This window comes from Nocardia sp. NPDC059228 (genome assembly GCF_042754245.1).
In the GTDB taxonomy this organism is placed as follows: domain Bacteria; phylum Actinomycetota; class Actinomycetes; order Mycobacteriales; family Mycobacteriaceae; genus Nocardia.
The window spans coordinates 144,757-160,070 of sequence record NZ_JBHZAL010000008.1 but is presented as its reverse complement, the minus strand read 5'-3'; the positions used below and the strand labels follow the sequence as shown (position 1 = coordinate 160,070).

Sequence of the window (15,314 nt, the reverse complement as noted above, 5' to 3'; positions counted from 1 at the left end):
GTGCGCGGGAACCGCTACGGCCGCGTCAGTGCGGCATAGCGGGCGATGTGCTGGTCGGTGGTGCCGAACTCGTACTGCACGGCGGTCAGGCGCTTGAAGAAGTGGCCGATGGCCAGCTCCTCGGTCATGCCCATGGCGCCGTGCAACTGCACCGACTCCTGGCCTATGCGCCGGGCGGCGCGGCCGATGGTGGCCTTGGCGGCCGAGGCGGCGCGGGCCCGCTCGGGTGCGGGGGCGTCCAGCTTCAGCGTCACCAGATACGTTGCGGCCACGGCCTGTTCGAGCTCCAGCAGCATATCCACCATCCGGTGCTGCAGCGCCTGGAAGCTGGCGATCGGGACGCCGAACTGCCGGCGCTGCTTGGTGTAGGCGACGGTGTCGGCGACCACCTTGCGCATGGCTCCGACCGCCTCCGCGCACACCGCCGCGATGGCCTCGTCCAGGGTGGCCGCAATGGCCTCGCCCGCGTCCGCGAGCAGCAGGGCGTCGGCGGGCACGCGCAGGGCCTCGAAGGTCAGGTCCGCGGCCTGGCGCTCGTCGATGGTGCGGTACGGGCGCGCGATGAGCCCGGCGGGCGGATGGGCGGCGTCGAAATCGACCACGAACAGGGCGATGCCGCCGTCCAGTCGCGCGGTCACCAGCAGGTGGGTGGCCAGCGGTGCGGCGGTCACCACCGTCTTCTCACCGTTCAGCACCCAGTCGTCACCGTCGCGGACCGCGGTGGTCGCGACAGCGGTGTAGTCGTAGCCGGATCGCGGTTCCAGCGCGGCGAATCCGGTGACCACCTCGCCGGCGGCGATGCCCGTCAGCAGGTCCTCGGCCCGCTTGCCGTCGGCGCGCCGCAGCAGGCCGCCACCCACCACCACGGTGTCCACGTACGGTTCCAGCACCAGTGCCGCGCCCAGCGCCTCGGCGATGATCATGGTCTCGACCGGGCCGCCCCCGATGCCGCCCACCGACTCCGGCAGGCTCGCCCCGAGAATCCCGACCTCCTCGGCCAGTCCGCGCCACACCTCCGGCTGCCGGCCGCCCCCGGTGCGCGCTGCCGCGCGGCTGGGCTCGAGCGGATAGCGCGCCGCGAGGAACTCGGTGACGGTGTCGCGGAGCAGTTCTTGTTCGGCGGTGAAGGAGAAGTCCATGGCTACAGTCCCAGGGTGGCTTTGGCGATGATGTTGCGCTGAATCTCGTTGCTGCCGGCGTAGATCGAGCCGGCACGGTCGTTGAAGTACCGCAGCGGGGCGACCGCCTGCCAATCCGCGCCGGCGACGAAACCGTCTGCGGGCGGGGTGAAATCGGCGATCGGGCCGCCCGGCATGGTGGCGTGCGGCTGATAGGCGCGACCGCGCGGACCGGCGGCCTCCAACGCGAGCTCGGTGAGTGTCTGGCTCAGTTCGGTGCCCAGGATCTTGATGGTGGACGCGGCCGGGCCCGGGTCCTTACCGCTGGAAACCAGTGCGAGGGTGCGGTATTCGAGGATCTCCAGCACGTCCGCGCGCAGGCGGGCATCGGCCAGCTTGGCGGCGAAGGCCGGGTCGTCGATGAGCGCGCCGCCGTTCGGGGCGACCTGCTCCGTGGCCGCCTGGGCGAGCTCCTCGGCCATGACCTGCAGGGCCGGGGCCGCCGCGCCGCCGCCGCGCTCGAAGTTGAGCAGGTACTTGGCGACGGTCCAGCCGTCGTCGATCGCGCCCAGCACATTCGCCTGCGGTACCCGCACCTGGTCGAAGAACACCTGGTTCTGCACCTGCTCGCCGGAGGTCATGACCAGCGGGCGGATCTCGATGCCCGGGGTGCGCATGTCGATGAGCACGAAGGTGATGCCCTGCTGCTTCTTGGCCTGCCGGGAGGTGCGGACCAGGGCGAAGATCCAGTTGGCCTCGGTGGCGTGCGTGGTCCAGATCTTGGAGCCGGTGACGACCAGGTCCTCGCCGTCGGGCACCGCGGCCATGGTCAGCGAGGCCAGGTCCGAGCCCGCCTCGGGCTCCGAATAGCCCTGGCAGAAGAAGACGTCGCCGGTGAGGATGCGGGGCAGGAAGAAGTCCTTCTGCTCCGGGGTGCCGAAGGCCATGATGGCGTGCGCGACCATGCGAATTCCCATGGGGGACAGGTTCGGTGCGCCGGCCAGGGTGCATTCGCGGCCGAAGATGTAGTGCTGGGTCAGGCTCCAGTCGCAGCCGCCGTACCGCACCGGCCATGCCGGGGCGGCCCAGCCGCGTTCGTGCAGGATGGCCTGCCACTGCATGCTGGCCTCGTGGTCCGGGTAGACGCTGGTCGCCAGCCGTCCCGCACGGCGAAGATCGTCGGTTAACTTTTCGTCGAGGAAGCTGCGCACTTCATCACGAAATGCCAGATCGGCAGGCGACCAGTCGAGGTCCACGATGACTCCTTGTCCGAGAACTGACGCTAACCATCTCATCGCATCACCCCTGCTGGCAAATGTGCTGGCACCTGCCTTCACTTCAATTGCTTGACATTCCATTGTGGAGGTTTATCCTGGACTCATATTCCACTGTGGAACATATGGCAGCGTCCGACCGAGAGGATCGACATGGACATCACCACCGGCACCCGCGCCTCTGACGCCGAGCGCACCCAGATCGCCGACCTCCTCGGCCGCCACCTCTCCGACGGCCGCCTCGACCTGGCCGAATACAACGAACGCCTCACCCGGGTCTACGCCACCGCCACCCGCGAAGACCTCCAACTGGTCCTCCAGGACCTCCCCAAACTGCCCAAGACCGTTGCACCCCAGTCCATCTCCCGCACCCGCTTCCCCATCTGGCAGCAGATCGAAGGCAGCGCGTGGCTCGGCGTCAGCCTCCTCTGCCTGGTCATCTGGGCCGCAATCTCCCTTGCCACAGGCGAATTCACCTACCCCTGGCCCATCTGGGTCATCGGCCCCTGGGGCGCAGTCCTCGTCTTCCGCGTCGTCATGGGCTGGGAATCCGCCGCCCAGCACCGCCACCGCACCCGCTGACCCCGGACCGTGCCGCACGTCCGATGCGGGAGGGGCGGCACGCTATTCGGCCGTGGACGCTGGCGGTCGTCGCTTCAGCGCTGAATGATCCGGGCGCGCAGGGCTGCGGCGAACCAGTCGAAGGCCGGGCCGAGGTCGGGGAGTGGGGGCCAGGCGTTGATGGTGGCTACCAGGTGCCAATAGCGTTCTACGCGTGGGTCATTGGCGATTTCCAGGCGGTTCAGAATCCATTCGCGGAGATTGCGGTCGTCCGGCTTGGCGAAGGTTTCGGCATAGCGGGCTGTGAGGGTGTCGAGGACAGGTGCTGCGGCGGGGCTTTCGGGGGCGATGCCGTCGGTCAGGGCTCGGGCGACTTCGGTGCGGACGGCCTCGGTGAGATCGTGGTGGAGGCCGGTGTGGTCGCCGGCGGCGCGTTCCTCGGCCTGGTAGTCCGCCATGCGGCGGACCGCGGCGCGAAATTCCTTGTCCTGCACCAGTTCCACCAGGTCCATCCAGGCGCCGACCTGGTCGGGGGTGGGGTCGTCGGGGAGTTCCGGCATGGTGGAACGGAGCAGTTCCAGGACGGCGGGGTTGCCGTCCACGGCGCCGAAGGTGTCGTCGACGAAGTCGTGAATGATGCGGGCGCGTTCGGCTTCGGACAATTGCACCAGTTTGTGCATGAATCCCATCTCCTTGTCATCCGATCCCCGGTTGGCCACCGCGCAGAGCACCGCGCGCCGGAGCCGCAGTACACGGATCTGCACGTCCACCGCCTCGGCGTGCGCGGTCGCGACCTCGGTCAGGGAGGTTTCGCGGGACAGCACGCGCCGCACGGTCGCCAGGTCCATGCCCAGTTCGCGCAGGGTGCGTACCAGTTCCAGGCGCGCCACGGCCTCGATGTCGTACAGCCGGTAGCCGCCGGGGCTGTACATGGTCGCCGGAACGATCCCCTTGTCGGAGTAGAACCGAATGGTCTTGACCGTCAGGCCGGTGCGTTCGGCCAGCGCCCCGATCGTGTAGAGCGTTTCGTCGTCCATGCGTCAACCTTGGCGCTTCCCCTTGGTGGAGACTCAAGTCCTGGTGTCCGGCATACTCGGGGCAATCCCGGCGGAGCGGGTAGTCTGAGCCGCTGTGCACCTGAAGAGTCTGACGCTGAAGGGGTTCAAGTCCTTCGCGTCCGCGACGACGTTGCGATTCGAACCGGGGATCACCTGCGTGGTCGGGCCCAACGGGTCGGGGAAGTCCAACGTCGTCGACGCGCTCACCTGGGTGATGGGTGAGCAGGGCGCGAAAGCCCTGCGGGGTGGGAAGATGCAGGACGTCATCTTCGCCGGTACCGCGGGCCGCGCCCCGCTCGGTCGTGCCGAAGTCACGCTGACCATCGACAACTCCGACGGCGTGCTGCCCATCGAGTACTCCGAAGTGTCCATTACCCGCCGCATGTTCCGCGACGGCGCGGGCGAATACGAGATCAATGGAAACTCCTGCCGGCTCATGGATGTCCAGGAGCTGCTCAGCGATTCCGGCATCGGCCGGGAAATGCACGTCATCGTCGGTCAGGGCCAGCTGTCGGCGATTCTGGAATCGCGGCCGGAGGATCGGCGGGCCTTCATCGAGGAGGCCGCGGGCGTGCTCAAGCACCGGCGGCGCAAGGAGAAGGCGGTCCGCAAGCTCGACGCCATGCAGGCCAACCTGGCCCGGCTCACCGACCTCACCACCGAATTGCGCAGGCAGTTGAAGCCGCTGGGCCGGCAGGCCGAGGTGGCCCGCCGCGCCGCGACCGTCCAGTCCGAGCTCCGCGACGCCCGCTTGCGCCTGGCCGCCGACGATCTGGTGAGCCGTCGCCGCGAACTGGAGAGTCAGCAGAGCAAGGAGGCCTACGCCCGCGAGCAGCAGGTCAATATGCAGGCAGAGCTGGACGCCGCCAATGCCGCTCTGGCCCAGCAGGAATTCGAGCTCTCCAAGCTCACCCCCAGCGCCGAGGCCGCCGGCCAGACCTGGTTCCAGCTGTCCGCCCTGACCGAACGCGTCAATGCCACTATCCGCATTGCCCGCGATCGCGCGCGCAACCTCACCATCGAGCAACCCGCCGGCGCCGGCCGCGACCCGGAACAACTGGAGCGCGAGGCGGATCGGGTCGAAGCCGAAGAGGCCGAACTGCGCGAAGCGGTCGAAATGGCCACCGAAACCTTGGAAGCCGCCCGCGAGCAACTGCACGAACGCGAGCAGGCCGCCAAGGCCGCCGAACAGGCCCACCTGGCCGCCGTCCGCGCCATCGCCGACCGCCGCGAGGGCCTGGCCCGCCTGTCCGGCCAGGTCGACACCCTGCGCATCCGGGCCCAGTCCGTGGACGGCGAGATCGCGCGCATGTCCACCGGCATCGCCGAGGCCCGCCGCCGCGGCGAGGACGCGAACGCCGAATTCGAGGCCGTCCAGGGCGAATTGAGCGAACTCGACGCGGGCGAGGAGGGCCTCGACACCTCCTACGAGCACGCCGCCCAGGCGCTCGCCCTGGCCGACCAGCGCGTCACCGAACTGCGCGAGAAGGACCGCGAGGCCGGTAAACGCGTCGCCTCGCTGACCGCCCGCATCGAGGCCCTCACCATGGGCCTGCGCCGCAAGGACGGCGCGGCCTGGCTGCTCGAGCACCGCACCGACGGCCTGCTCGGCCCGCTGTCCGGGCTGATCCGGGTGCACGGCGGTTTCGAGTCCGCGGTCGCCGCCGCACTGGGCCCGCTGGCCGACGCCGTCGCCGCCGACACCGGGCCCTCGGCCCACGCCGCCGTGCGCGCCCTCAAGGAATCCGACGGCGGCCGCGCCGCCATCGTCTACTCCGACGCCACCGATCAGCCGGTGGCACAGGCGGATTCGCGACTACCGGCCGCCGCGCGCTGGCTCGCCGAGGTGGTGGACTGCCCCGCCGACCTGCGCGGCGCCATCGCCGCCCTCACCGCCGGCATCGCCGTTACCGACGATCTCGCCACCGCCGCCCGGGTCCTCGCCGAGCGCCCGGAACTGCGCGTGGTCACCCGCGACGGCGACCTCACCGGCAGCGGCTGGCTGCTCGGCGGCTCCGACCGCGCCCCCAGCCAGCTCGAGGTGCAGGCCGACATCGATTCCGCCAAGGACGAATTGGCCTCGTGGCAGCGCACGGCGGAGGAACTCGAGGCCGCGCTCGCGGGCGCGCTCGCCGAGCAGTCCGACCGCAAGGAGGCGGTCGACCACGCCCTGCTCGCCCTGCACGAATCCGATCAGGCCCTGGTCGCCATCTACGACCGCCTGGGCCGCCTCGGCCACGCCGCCCGCACCGCCCAACGCGAATGCGACCGGCTGCTGGCCCAGCGCGACGACGCCGAAACCGGCCGCGAGGAAACGCTTTCCAAACTGGCCGACCTCGAGGACCGGCTGCGCCACGCCGAACTCGAACAGGCCGAAATGGATCCGGAGGCCGCCGGCACCGAGACCGCAGGGTACGCCCGCGAGGAGGCCGCCGCCGCCCTCGCCGAGGCCCGCTCGATGGAGGTCGAGGCCCGCCTGGCCGTCCGCACCGCCGAGGAACGCGCGGAATCGGTACGCGGCAAAGCGGATTCGCTGCGCCGCGCGGCCCGCGCCGAACGCGAGACCCGCGCCCGCGTCGAACGCGCCCAGGCCGCCCGCCGCCAGGCCGCCGCCGTCGCCGCCGTGGTCGCCGAGTCCGCGGAACGGGTGGCCGCCGAACTCGAGCAGGTGGTCGGCCAGGCCGCCACTCGCCGCGACGAATTGGTGCGCCGCCGTAGCGAATTCGCGGCCCAGGTGGAGCAGACCAAGGAACGCTCCCGCGCCCTCACCACCCAGCTCACCCAGCTCACCGACGCCGTGCACCGGGACGAGGTGGCCCGCGCCCAGGCCGCGCTGCGCATCGAACAGGTCGAGACCACCATCTCCGAGCAGTTCGGCATCAGCCTCGACGACCTCATCGCCGAATATGGCCCGGACGTCCCGATGCCGCCCACCGCGCTGGAGCTGATGGAGTACGAGCAGGCCCGCGACCGCGGCGAAGCCGTCAGCGCGCCCCGGCCCATGCCCTACGACCGCGCCACCCAGGAGCGCCGCGCCAAGCGCGCCGAGAAGGACCTCACCACCCTCGGCAAGGTGAATCCCCTGGCGCTGGAGGAGTTCGCGGCCCTCGAGGAGCGCTACACCTTCCTCAATACTCAGCTCGAGGACGTCAAGAAGGCCCGCCAGGATCTGCTCGACGTGGTCGCCGAGGTGGACGAGCGCATCCTGCAGGTCTTCACCGAGGCCTACGAGGACGTCGAACGTGAATTCACCGGCGTCTTCGGCCGCCTGTTCCCCGGCGGTGAGGGGCGGCTGCTGCTCACCGATCCCAGCGACATGCTCACCACCGGCGTCGAGGTCGAGGCCCGCCCGCCGGGCAAGAAGGTCAAGCGGCTGTCGCTGCTCTCCGGTGGCGAGAAGTCCCTTGCGGCAGTGGCTTTCCTGGTGTCGATCTTCCGGGCCCGGCCCTCCCCGTTCTATGTCATGGACGAGGTCGAGGCGGCGCTGGACGACACCAACCTGCGCCGGCTCATCGGCCTGTTCGAGCAGCTGCGCGAGAAGAGCCAGCTCATCGTCATCACCCACCAGAAGCCGACCATGGAGATCGCCGACGCGCTCTACGGCGTCAGCATGCGCGGTGACGGCATCACCCAGGTGATCTCCCAGCGCATGCGCGGGGAGAACCTGGTCGGCGCGACACCGTGACCCGGTGACGAGCCCGGCGCCGCCGTCCCGGTGAGCGGGATTGCGGTGCGGGGCAAAGTGAAACGCCTGCGCGTCGAACGGGCGAGGCATTAGCGTCCGGCCCCATGAGACGCTCCATCGCAGTACTGGCCGCCGGCATCGCCGTCGGCCTGGCCGCCCCGTTTCCGGCCGCCCTGGCCGACTCCGGATCCTCCGCACTCGGATCCGGATCGGCCTCCGGCTCGGGCACCGGCTCCCTGTCCGGTTCCGGCGGCAGCAACAGCAACCTGCCACCCTACAGCCAGTGGATCGGCGACATCACCCCGATCGCCGCCGACGCGCAGACCTACCTCACCACCGCGCTGCCCGGAACCACCAAGCCCGCCATCGTCTTCGACGTCGACAACACCGTGCTCGAGACGACCTACCATCCGGGCCCGATCACTCCGGCCATCCAGCCGATCCTGAAGCTGGCGCAGTGGGCGAAAAGCCAAGGCGCGTCCATCATCTTCGTGACCGGCCGGCCCGCGCTCATGAACTTCTACACCCAGATCAACCTGACCACCGTCGGCTACCCGGTGGACGGGCTCTACGGTGGCGGCCTCACCACCGGTTCCAGCGGTGCGGGCGCACTCGCCGACTACAAGACCGCCACCCGCGCCTCCATCGAGGCCCAGGGCTACACCATCGTCGCCAATATCGGCAACAGCGCCTCCGACCTGTCCGGCGGCCACGCTTCGAAGACCTTCAAGCTGCCGGACTACAACGGCGCCCTGCAGTGACCTACGCGGTCCCGTGACCGTGGGAGAGGAGGCTCGGGTCCTCCTCGCCCGCGGTTCTCACCCGTCCAGCAGCGACTTCAGCCGTGCCGCACCGGTTTCGGCCAGCCACATGTCGAAAGTCCGCAAGCCGGGATGGATTTCGCGCAGCGCGGGAATGTCGGCGTGCCAGCCCTGGCCCTGTCGCGACAACCGCCAGACCTCCCCGACCTCGGGTCCCATGGCCTCGGCCTCGGCCTCGGTGCCCTCCAGGTAGCGCACCGCGTGCCCGGTGGCGGCCGTGATGGCGGCGGCCGCGGCGGGCATGGTCGGATCGTCACCGGCCAATTCCAGGACCTGGCCGTGGAATCGGGCCGGATCCTCGAAAGCCAGGTGCGCGAACACGGCGATATCGTCGAGCGCGATGGACTGCACCGGCCGGTCGGCCGGGAACAGATGCTTGTGCACGCCATCGTTGATGCCGTCCACCGGGAAGCCCTGCATGAAGTAGTTCTCCATGAAGCGGGCCGGGCGCAGGATCGTCCAGTGCAGACCACTGGACTGCAAGACCTCCTCCACCAGGCGCTTGCCCTGCGCACCCCACTTGCCGTCCTCGGTATAGGAGGCGACGGTGGTGAACACGATGAACTCCACCCCGGCGGCGCGCGCCGCCGCGATGAACCGCGTGCCGCGCTCGACCTCCAGTTCGGTGTCCCAGCCGTTCGGGCTGAAGGTCGCGGGCGGCACCAGGAAGGCCGCGCCCACGCCGGACAGCGCCGGGGCGAGGGACTCGGGAGCGTCGAAGTCCCCGACGGCCAGTTGCGCACCCGCGGCCGCGAGTTCCTGTGCCGCAGGCGATTCCGGATCACGCACCAGCGCCCGCACGGCCCGGCGGGCGGCGAGCAGCCGGCGCGCAGTGGCCCCGCCCTGCTTGCCGGTCGCCCCGGTCACCAGCACCAGATCATTGCGAGAAGGCTCGGTCGGATCATTTCGAGAAGACATCGTCAGCCGTTCGTTCGGTAGTATTCGGGTCGGTCAACCCGAATATGGACGCTAGAACCGCCCGTTTTCGGTGACCACCACCGGAAAGGACCCGCGTAACGAAATGTCCGCGCCCAGCCTGTCCCACGTAGACCACAACCTCTCCCGCATAGAGCCGACCCTGCTCCGCGACAAGCCCGCCCCGAACACCCGGTCCGATGCGCGCCGCAATCGCGCGCTGGTGCTGGCCGCGGCGCAGCGGGCCCTCGCCGAGGGCGGCGTCGCCGTGTCACTGGCCGAGGTGGCCCGCCGCGCGGGCGTCGGCGCGGGCACCGTCTACCGGCATTTCCCCACCAAAACCGCACTGCTGGAAGCGGTCATGCAGCAGCGCATCGACCGCCTCACCGCTCTCGCGCACCGCCTGCGGGACGCGCCCGACCCGGGCCGGGCCTTCTTCGTCTTCTGTACCGAGGTCATCGTCTCGTCTCATCGCAACCAGGCCGTCTGCGACCTGGCCGCCAATGACGGCTGGCCCCGCGAACTGGTGCGGGACGCGGGCGCCCGCTTCCACACCGCCCTCGATGATCTGCTGGTCGCCGCGCAGCGTGCCGGCGCGGTCCGCCCGGACCTCGCGCTCTCCGACGTGCTGGCGCTGTTCACGGGATGTGTTGCCATCCAACGCCTCAGCCCGGGTAGCGAGCTGTCCCGCCCCGCCGCCCTGGTCCTGGACTCCATGCGGGCCCGGCCGGTGTCCGGCACCGTGACGAAACTCCGGAACCCGCCCGCGCCCCGTGACGAAACCACGGCGTGTGACGAAACGCCGCACTGCCCGATCTGCGCCACCCCGATCCACCCGACCGGCACCGGCCGCCCGGCCCGCTACTGCTCCGCCGCCTGCCGTCAGAAGGCACATCGTCGTCGCCACGCCACCCCCGCATGAGCCCCTAATCGGCCCCCACTGAAAGGTGTTGGGGCACTTCGTGACCTGGGTGTGTCCGAACGGATGCGAAGGTGTGACGAGGCGGGTGCAGAGGCGAAAAATACTGGTAGAAGGCCATATTTGGCGTCTTCGTATGGACCCGCAACAGGCCAGTGGGGAAGTACGCTCCCTGCGTGGTTTGGGTGTCGGCCGCGACGTTCGGTGTCGCATGGTGGCTCGGTTTGTATCTACTGGCGCGGGATCCGCGAAAGCCGTTGTTACGCAGGGCTGCCATCGGGCTGCTGGCATTCGCCGCGGCCGTGGTGGCGGATCGGCTGGCCGGCGGCAACTCCTGGTTCGACGGTCCGCGGATCGTGCTGGTGTGCGCGCCGGTGCTGGCCTTCAGCGGAGTCTTCGTGCGGCTGCTGCCCCTCAATGCCGTCGAGCGCGTGGACCGCTGGTGGCGGGCCGGGCTGCTGCCGCTGTGCGCCCTGCTGGCCATGCCCGCCGCGGGCGGCTTCCTGCCCGCCGGGTATCTGCTCGGCGCGCTCACCCTGCTGGCGCTGCTCGGCACCATGCTCGGGATGCTGGGACAGCACGCCGAATGGTCCGAGGATTCGCGGCGGTCGGCGGCCGGCCTGCTGACCATCGGCGCGCTGCTGCTCGGGCTCAGCGCGGCCCTGATCCTGTTGGGGCTCAACGTCCTGCCGCGCACGGCCATGCTGTCGGTGATCGCGGCCGACCTGGTGGTGCTGGGCCTGGGCATCGCCGTGGTGGACGCCTACGACGAGGGCGAGGCGCTGCGCGCCGACATGACCCACTCGCTGGTGCTCTCGGCGGCCACCGCGGCCGTGTTCGGCGGTCAGGCCGCGCTCGCTCTCACCCTGGCCGGTGAGCGCCCCGCCTTGATCGCCCTGTTCTTCGGCGCTGTCGCCGGCTCCATCACCCTGCAGGTCCTCCACGGCCCCCTGCACGCCGGCGCCGACCGCGTGGCCTTCGCCTCGGACCCGCAGCTGTGCGCCGCTCGCGTCGAATTGCGCAGCGCCACAGAGGCATTGTTGCGCAGGGGTAGCGACAACGGGCTGCACACCGGCGGCTGAGCCGGCTGCGACAGGGTCTCAGAGCAGGTCGCTGACGTCGTCGGGGACGTCGACGGCGTACTTGCGCAGGGTTTCCATGGGCACCACCTCGAGGGCGTTCTCGTGGGTGGCGGCCAGCACCACTGGCGCGGCCACCCCGTCCTCGTGGGCGTGCAGCCAGCGCACGGCCACCACACACCACCTGTCGCCCGGTTGCAGGCCCGGGAAGTTGTTCTCGGGCCGCGGAGTGACGAGATCGTTGCCGATCGACTTCTGGTGCTCCAGGAATTCCGCCGTCACCACGGTGCAGACGGTGTGGCTGCCCAAATCCTCGGGACCGGTGCTGCAGCATCCGTCCCGGTAGAAGCCGGTGAGAGGATCGGTGCCGCACTCCTCCAGCGGTCCCCCAAGCACATTTCGATCGGTCACGTCGCCGATCCTATTGTCTCGGTGTCGCATTCGCCGCTCCTTCCGCACTGTGGCACGTTCTCGAGCAGACCGGTTGGTAGTTGCTGGGATTTCCAGGCCCCTACCCGGCGTGTCTCCGCGCCACACGGCATCGCTGTGTGATAGACGACACTGCCCTGCGACGCGTCGGTAGGTATGTGAATCCGGCAATGCAGGTGCCTCTGAAAGGATGGGGGCGTGACGACTGCTGAACTGTGGATTCTCATCGCCGCGATCGCGGCGGTGCTGCTCGTGGCGCTGGTTGCCGGCTACGCCCTGAACAAGCGCCGCCGGATCTCGCTGACCCCGGAGGTCACCGAGACCAAGGAGGTGACCGACCGGTCGGGCGGATATCAGGCCTCGAGCGGATTCAACTTCAGCCAGGGCAGCGGCACCGCCGAGCGCGAACAGGCGCCCGCCGCCAAACCCAAGCCGCAACCGCTGCCGCTCCCGCCCGAGCGCACCGACGACGAGGGACAGCCGCACGTCGGTGACGACGCCGCCGTCCCGCGCGACGCCGCCAAGCGGACCATCACCAATGTCCGCCTCCCCGACCCGGTCCAGGGCCCCGAGCTCGCTCCGGCCACCGAGCACGTCACGCCCCCCGAGCCCGTCGCGCCCACCGAGCCCGTCACCACCGAATCCGCCCCGGCCGCCGAGGCCGCCGACGCGGGTGAGGCGGCCACGCAGTCGCTCGAGAACGCCGAGGACAGCGCCCGAGCCGCGGCGGTCGAGGCCGCCGAGCAGGCCGGTGAGACCGCGGCCGATACCGCCGCCGGGGATGTCGTCGAGCACCCCGCGTCGGAAGAGGCCGCCGCCGAGGAGGCCGCCGAGGCCGCCGTCGCCGCCGCCGAGGTGGCCGCTGCCGCCGAGGCCGCTATCGCCGCGCACGCGGGCGCGCCTGTCACCGCGCCCCCCGCCGAGGCGGCAGTCCCGGCCATCGCCGAGATCGAGCCCACCGCGGGTCGGCTGACCCGGCTGCGCGGTCGCCTGTCCCGCTCCCAGAACGCCGTCGGCAAGTCGCTGCTCGGCCTGCTGGGTGGTGGTGATCTGGACGAGGACTCCTGGGAGGAGATCGAGGACACCCTGGTCATGGCCGACCTGGGTACCGCCACCACCACCGCCGTCGTGGAGCGGCTGCGCCAGGAGATGGCCGCCCGCAGCATCCGCACCGCCGCCGACGCGCGCGCCCTGCTGCGCGAGGTGCTCGTCGACGCGCTCCGACCCGAGCTGGATCGCTCCATCCGTGCCCTGCCGCACGCCGATCACCCGTCGATCCTGCTGGTCGTGGGCGTGAACGGCACCGGAAAGACCACCACCACCGGCAAATTGGCGCGTGTGCTGGTGGCCGACGGCCGCCGCGTGCTGCTGGGCGCGGCCGACACCTTCCGTGCCGCGGCCGCCGATCAGCTGCAGACCTGGGGTGAGCGCGTGGGAGCGGAGACCGTGCGCGGTAAGGAGGGCGCGGATCCCGCGGCCGTCGCTTTCGACGCGGTGTCGGCCGGTATCGATCGCGGCGTGGACGTGGTGCTCATCGACACCGCCGGTCGCCTGCACACCAAGACCGGCCTGATGGACGAGCTGGGCAAGGTCAAGCGTGTGGTGGAGAAGAAGGCCGCGGTGGACGAGGTCATCCTGGTGCTCGACTCCACGGTCGGCCAGAACGGCCTGATGCAGGCGCGGGTCTTCGCCGACGTCGTGGACATCACCGGTGTCGCGCTGACCAAGCTGGACGGAACCGCCAAGGGCGGCATCGTCTTCCAGGTGCAGCATGAGCTGGGCGTTCCGGTCAAACTGGTCGGTTTGGGAGAGGGCGCCGACGACCTCGCACCCTTCGAACCGGGCGCCTTCGTCGACGCCCTGCTCGGTTAACCGCTACTGAACTGCATCGATACCGAGATCAACATCATCCTCACCCGGTCGTCATAACAGCGGTGCGGTTTCGGAAACGTGACCGCAACACTGCAAGCTCACCCGTTCACCTAGGCGAAACGCCGCAGGATCACGGTTGAAACACCGACTGGTGAATCTCATTGCAGGCTTATTCGCAGGTTGCTGCGGGGCCAGAGATGAGGAGGACAAAGGTGGCGTACCCCATCGTTGATTTGCCGAACACCGGCGACACAGCCTGGATGTTGGCGAGTTCGGCATTGGTGCTTTTAATGACCCCGGGGCTCGCGTTCTTCTACGGCGGCATGGTCCGTAGCAAGAACGTGCTCAACATGATCATGATGAGCATCAGTGCCATGGGCATCGTCGGCGTGCTATGGGCAATCTTCGGATTCTCGGCAGCGTTCGGCGACAACAAGTTCGGACTGATCGGCAACCCGAAGCAGTTCTTCGGGCTCAAGGGCCTGATCGGTGCCGACGCGGTCGCGGATTCCGATCCGACCAAGGTCGTCGGGATCCCGCTGGCCGGTAACACCCACATTCCGATGACCGTGTTCGTGGCGTTCCAGCTGATGTTCGCGATCATTACCGTCGCCCTGATCTCGGGCGCGGTCGCCGACCGCCTGAAGTTCGGCGCCTGGGCGCTGTTCGCCGCGGTCTGGGCCACGATCGTCTACTTCCCGGTCGCGCACTGGGTCTTCGACTTCAACGCCACCGACTCCGACGGCAATGTCATTCACGAGGGCGGCTGGATCGCCAACAAGCTGCACGTGATCGACTTCGCCGGTGGTACCGCGGTCCACATCAACGCCGGTGCCGCGGGGCTGGCCCTCTGCCTCGTCCTGGGTAAGCGCAAGGGCTGGCCGAAGACCCCGATGCGTCCGCACAACCTGCCCTTCGTCATGCTCGGCGCCGGTCTGCTGTGGTTCGGCTGGTTCGGCTTCAACGCCGGTTCGGCGCTGTCCTCCAACGGCACCGCGGGTTCCACCTTCCTGACCACCACCTTCGCCACCTGCTCGGCCATGCTCGGCTGGCTGCTCGTGGAGAAGCTGCGTGACGGCCACGCCACCTCGCTGGGCGCCGCGTCCGGCGTCGTCGCGGGTCTGGTCGCCATCACCCCGTCCTGCTCCTCGGTGAACGTCCTCGGCGCGCTGGCCATCGGCGCGGTCGCCGGTGTGGCCTGCGCCCTGGCCGTCGGCCTGAAGTTCAAGCTGGGCTTCGACGACTCGCTCGACGTGGTGGGCGTCCACCTGGTCGGCGGCATCATCGGCACCCTGATGGTCGGCCTGGTGGCCACCAAGGAGGCGCCGGCCCATGTCGCGGGTCTGTTCTACGGCGGCGGTTTCGACCAGCTGTGGCGTCAGGCCGCGGGAGCCGGTGTGGTGCTTGCCTTCTCGTTCATCGTGACGCTGATCATCGCGTTCGCCATCAAGTTCACCATCGGCCTCCGCGCGAGCGAGGAAGAGGAGTTCGTCGGCATGGACGAGTCGGATCACGCTGAAACGGCATACGATTTCGCTGCTGTGGGTGGTGCGGCGCGCACCGCCGCCGTCAAGGAGGCATGA

General features: G+C 69.6%; 12 protein-coding genes. 7 read left to right on the top strand and 5 right to left on the bottom strand.

Features of this window, described 5'->3' with window-relative positions; translation table 11 throughout:
- Positions 1–14 precede the first annotated feature (14 nt).
- Positions 15–1,139, bottom strand: coding sequence for an acyl-CoA dehydrogenase family protein (locus ACFXKA_RS15840; RefSeq protein ID WP_379427748.1), 1,125 nt, complete (start codon positions 1,137–1,139; stop codon positions 15–17).
- A 2-nt stretch (positions 1,140–1,141) separates the two neighbouring features.
- Entirely contained in the window at positions 1,142–2,374 is a 1,233-nt protein-coding gene (locus ACFXKA_RS15835) for an acyl-CoA dehydrogenase family protein (protein WP_354837750.1), read from the bottom strand.
- Between the two features lie 171 nt (positions 2,375–2,545).
- Between ACFXKA_RS15835 and ACFXKA_RS15830 the strand changes: the two genes are divergently transcribed.
- On the top strand, positions 2,546–2,974 hold the full coding sequence (locus ACFXKA_RS15830; protein WP_379427747.1) for a DUF1707 domain-containing protein: 429 nt from the start codon (positions 2,546–2,548) through the stop codon (positions 2,972–2,974).
- 74 nt (positions 2,975–3,048) lie between these two features.
- On the opposite strand, the gene ACFXKA_RS15825 is transcribed toward ACFXKA_RS15830, so the two are convergent.
- On the bottom strand, positions 3,049–3,990 hold the full coding sequence (locus ACFXKA_RS15825) for a MerR family transcriptional regulator (protein WP_379427746.1): 942 nt from the start codon (positions 3,988–3,990) through the stop codon (positions 3,049–3,051).
- Positions 3,991–4,084: 94 nt separating this feature from the next.
- On the opposite strand from ACFXKA_RS15825, the gene smc reads away from it, so the two are divergent.
- Together smc and ACFXKA_RS15815 are read left to right on the top strand one after the other, a co-directional pair.
- On the top strand, positions 4,085–7,696 hold the full coding sequence (gene smc / locus ACFXKA_RS15820; RefSeq protein WP_379427745.1) for a chromosome segregation protein SMC: 3,612 nt from the start codon (positions 4,085–4,087) through the stop codon (positions 7,694–7,696).
- Between the two features lie 104 nt (positions 7,697–7,800).
- The gene (locus tag ACFXKA_RS15815) at positions 7,801–8,457 is read left to right on the top strand and encodes an HAD family acid phosphatase (RefSeq protein ID WP_379427744.1); all 657 of its coding nucleotides are present in this window, start codon (positions 7,801–7,803) and stop codon (positions 8,455–8,457) included.
- Between the two features lie 57 nt (positions 8,458–8,514).
- On the opposite strand, the gene ACFXKA_RS15810 is transcribed toward ACFXKA_RS15815, so the two are convergent.
- Positions 8,515–9,435: an NmrA family NAD(P)-binding protein gene (locus tag ACFXKA_RS15810; protein ID WP_379427743.1), complete on the bottom strand. Its 921-nt coding sequence runs from the start codon at positions 9,433–9,435 to the stop codon at positions 8,515–8,517.
- A gap of 103 nt (positions 9,436–9,538) precedes the next feature.
- Here ACFXKA_RS15810 and ACFXKA_RS15805 point away from each other — a divergent pair, with 103 nt between their 5' ends.
- Both ACFXKA_RS15805 and ACFXKA_RS15800 read left to right on the top strand, forming a co-directional pair.
- On the top strand, positions 9,539–10,354 hold the full coding sequence (locus ACFXKA_RS15805; protein ID WP_379427742.1) for a TetR/AcrR family transcriptional regulator: 816 nt from the start codon (positions 9,539–9,541) through the stop codon (positions 10,352–10,354).
- Positions 10,355–10,527: 173 nt separating this feature from the next.
- On the top strand, positions 10,528–11,433 hold the full coding sequence (locus ACFXKA_RS15800) for a hypothetical protein (RefSeq protein ID WP_379427741.1): 906 nt from the start codon (positions 10,528–10,530) through the stop codon (positions 11,431–11,433).
- Positions 11,434–11,451: 18 nt separating this feature from the next.
- Here the strand turns inward: ACFXKA_RS15800 and ACFXKA_RS15795 are convergent, their stop codons facing one another.
- Complete coding sequence (locus ACFXKA_RS15795) at positions 11,452–11,841, bottom strand: DUF2237 domain-containing protein (RefSeq protein ID WP_326357779.1); 390 nt, start codon at positions 11,839–11,841, stop codon at positions 11,452–11,454.
- A 216-nt stretch (positions 11,842–12,057) separates the two neighbouring features.
- On the opposite strand from ACFXKA_RS15795, the gene ftsY reads away from it, so the two are divergent.
- Positions 12,058–13,731 (top strand): signal recognition particle-docking protein FtsY, encoded by a 1,674-nt coding sequence (gene ftsY / locus ACFXKA_RS15790; RefSeq protein ID WP_379427740.1) that lies wholly within the window; start codon positions 12,058–12,060, stop codon positions 13,729–13,731.
- A gap of 197 nt (positions 13,732–13,928) precedes the next feature.
- Positions 13,929–15,314, top strand: coding sequence for an ammonium transporter (locus ACFXKA_RS15785; protein ID WP_354837732.1), 1,386 nt, complete (start codon positions 13,929–13,931; stop codon positions 15,312–15,314).